The sequence below is a fragment of the Bacillus hominis genome, from assembly GCF_018332515.1.
Taxonomy (GTDB): Bacteria; Bacillota; Bacilli; order Bacillales; family Bacillaceae_G; genus Bacillus_A; species Bacillus_A hominis.
On the sequence record NZ_BOQD01000524.1, the window covers coordinates 1 to 2663 of the forward strand.

The window sequence follows — 2663 nt, forward strand, 5'->3', positions numbered from 1 at the left end:
CCATTATGCAAAATATAGTTCTACTAAAAAAGAATAAAGAAGTTCATTAATATATTCTAATTATTAACATATTTGTGTCGTCTTTCTAGTTTTATTGAAAACGCTTTTATTCAGTTTTATAATAAAAGTATGTTTTTACAGATCTCCAAAACAATGAATAGGGAGATGATACGATGTTAGCTTCACCGTTTTACTTACATACATGGAAAAAGTTTATTGATGAAGGAGTCCTTGATTCGAACCGTATAAACGAAAGAATTTCAGAGTCATGGCATCGATGTAAACAAGCAAATGTGAATCCTTATATGAATAAAGATCAGAAAATTTTGTCTTCTAATTTTTTTAAAGACCAAAAGAAAAAGAGTGAAATCTTCCTTGATATAGCAATACCTCAAATACAAAATATGAGAAAAACCATTGATGAACTGCAAATGATGGCATTATTAATCGATCCAGACGGTTACGTTCTATCGTTAAGTGGAAATCAACAAACGTTGAAACGAGCGAAACATATTAATTTCATTGAAGGTGTGAAATGGACGGAAGCAGCTGTTGGTACAAATGCGATAGGAACCGCGTTACAGATTGAAGAGGCTATTATGATAAGTGGTACAGAACATTATTCTGTCGCATCTCATAGCTGGAGTTGTGCGGCCGCTCCCATTCATAATGATGATGGGAAATTAATTGGTGTTCTAGATTTCTCCTGTCCAATTGAGTTTTCCCACCCATATATGCTTGGGATGGTAACTTCGATTGCACATGCGATTGAACGTGAATGTAGTATTCGAGTGCATCAAAACGAACTACACTTAATCCATCGTTTTTTAGATGTAATTGACAGTGATGAACAAGTTGTTATTTGTAATCATCGTGATGTTATCGTTTCTGCGAGTAAGAGGATTCGGGAACGAGTTTCTAATTGGTCACGAATGAAACTTGAAGATTTAATGCAATATGGATTGAAGTCTAAATTAGAAGTACCAGTATATAGTAATGATAGAATGATCGGAAAATGTGTTTATGTAAAGGAAAATAAACAAGGAAATGTATTTTCAACTTCCCCACTTATAAACGGAATTACTTTCCCTGGAGTTATTGGGACAAGCAGTGTATTTCAACATACTTTAGAAGAAATTAAGCTTGTGTCACCAACTGACGCTAGTGTATATGTTTGTGGTGAAACAGGTGTAGGGAAAGAATATGTAGCGAGAGCGATTCATGAAAATAGTCCAAGAAAAAATGGTCCTTTTATAGCTGTTAACTGTGGTTCATTGCCGAAAGAATTAATGGAAAGTGAATTATTTGGTTATGCTGAAGGAGCGTTTACAGGTGCACGGCGCCAAGGATATAAAGGGAAATTCGAACAAGCAGACGGAGGGACAATATTTTTAGATGAAATTGGTGAAGTACCGCCAGAGATGCAAGTAGCATTATTGCGAGTTTTACAAGAACGAACAGTAACCCCAATTGGCAGTTTAAAAGAGGTACCGGTAAATATTCGTATTATTACTGCGACACATCAAGATTTACTGCGATTAGTAGAAGAAGGGATATTCCGTCAAGATTTATATTATCGTTTACATGTGTATCCGCTATATGTTCCATCGCTAATGGAAAGAAAAGAGGATATTCCGTACTTCATACATCATTTTTGTGAACGAAAGAATTGGAATGTTGTATTTCCAAAGAGTATTTGTAATCAATTTTCACAACATACATGGCCCGGAAATATTCGGGAATTATTAAATGTATTAGAACGTATTTACATTTTGTCACAAGGACGGGAAATATGCGAAAAACAAATCTCTTTTTTATTACAAACAATGATGGGAAATCAACATCAACTTGAATTGCAAGCAGAAAATAAAACGGAGCATACATTAAATTTCCGTGAAAAAATACAGCGTGATAGTATGATTGAAGCGCTAGAAAAGACGAATGGAAATGTTTCGTTAGCTGCAAAACTATTAGATGTGCCACGCAGTACATTTTATAAACGAATGCAAAAATTCAGGCTATAAAAGTAGAATTTTGTAATTTACTTTTTCTTTATGGGCTCACGTTCTGTCGGAATGTGCGCTTACCGGGGAAATAATAGAATAGTTAGAAATAAGATTTCCTGAAGGGGGTTAGCATGTGAAGTATGTTGAAATTGGAATCGGGAATAGGTGGTTTGTTCGAACAGAAACTGAAAATAAAGATGGGACTGAATTTGAGGAACGAGGAATTATAAAACCTATTTATTTTGAGTCTTTATATGTACGAATTTGGTTTCGGAAAACGTGTTTTATTTTTGATACGAAAGAAGGTTTTAAGAAAGTAAGGAAAAGTAGAGATGAGTATAAGTTTATTGTTGGAATTGTGAGTAGGTTAAAACAATAGAATAAAACAGGGGTGTTCTTATGATTAGAATTACCACATTCATACTCGCTATTATTATTATGGGCTATTCCATTTATAGTTGGAATGATGATTCAAAGCAAAGTATGCTCATTTTACAAGTACTGTTAGGTTTTATGCTTGCTGGAATGGGGATACAAAGTTTTAAGAAGGATGAAAAAGAAAATAAGAATATGGGACTTTTACTTTTACTTACATCGCTATTTTGCATCATTATATCACTCATAAAATATTTAAAATAAACCGTTACTGTAACATAT

The 2663-nt window shown here is 33.8% G+C and carries 3 protein-coding genes; all 3 read left to right on the forward strand.

The annotated features are described in order from the left end of the window. The first annotated feature begins 173 nt into the window (after window positions 1-173). The 3 genes from KI356_RS27095 to KI356_RS27105 all read left to right on the forward strand — a co-directional run bounded on the left by KI356_RS27095 (window position 174) and on the right by KI356_RS27105 (window position 2645). Window positions 174-2024 (forward strand): sigma-54-dependent Fis family transcriptional regulator, encoded by a 1851-nt coding sequence (locus KI356_RS27095; RefSeq protein ID WP_212936992.1) that lies wholly within the window; start codon window positions 174-176, stop codon window positions 2022-2024. Between the two features lie 115 nt (window positions 2025-2139). Beyond that, window positions 2140-2385 carry a DUF3977 family protein gene (locus KI356_RS27100; RefSeq protein WP_212936993.1) on the forward strand — a complete coding sequence of 82 codons (246 nt, stop codon included), beginning with the start codon at window positions 2140-2142 and terminating at the stop codon, window positions 2383-2385. Between the two features lie 20 nt (window positions 2386-2405). Further along, the gene (locus tag KI356_RS27105) at window positions 2406-2645 is read left to right on the forward strand and encodes a DUF3953 domain-containing protein (RefSeq protein ID WP_212936994.1); all 240 of its coding nucleotides are present in this window, start codon (window positions 2406-2408) and stop codon (window positions 2643-2645) included. Window positions 2646-2663: the final 18 nt, after the last annotated feature.

Coding starts and splice junctions, on each gene's coding strand:
- KI356_RS27095 (WP_212936992.1), top strand. CDS start 174: ATGTTAGCTTCACCGTTTTACTTACATACATGGAAAAAGTTTATTGAT.
- KI356_RS27105 (WP_212936994.1), top strand. CDS start 2,406: ATGATTAGAATTACCACATTCATACTCGCTATTATTATTATGGGCTAT.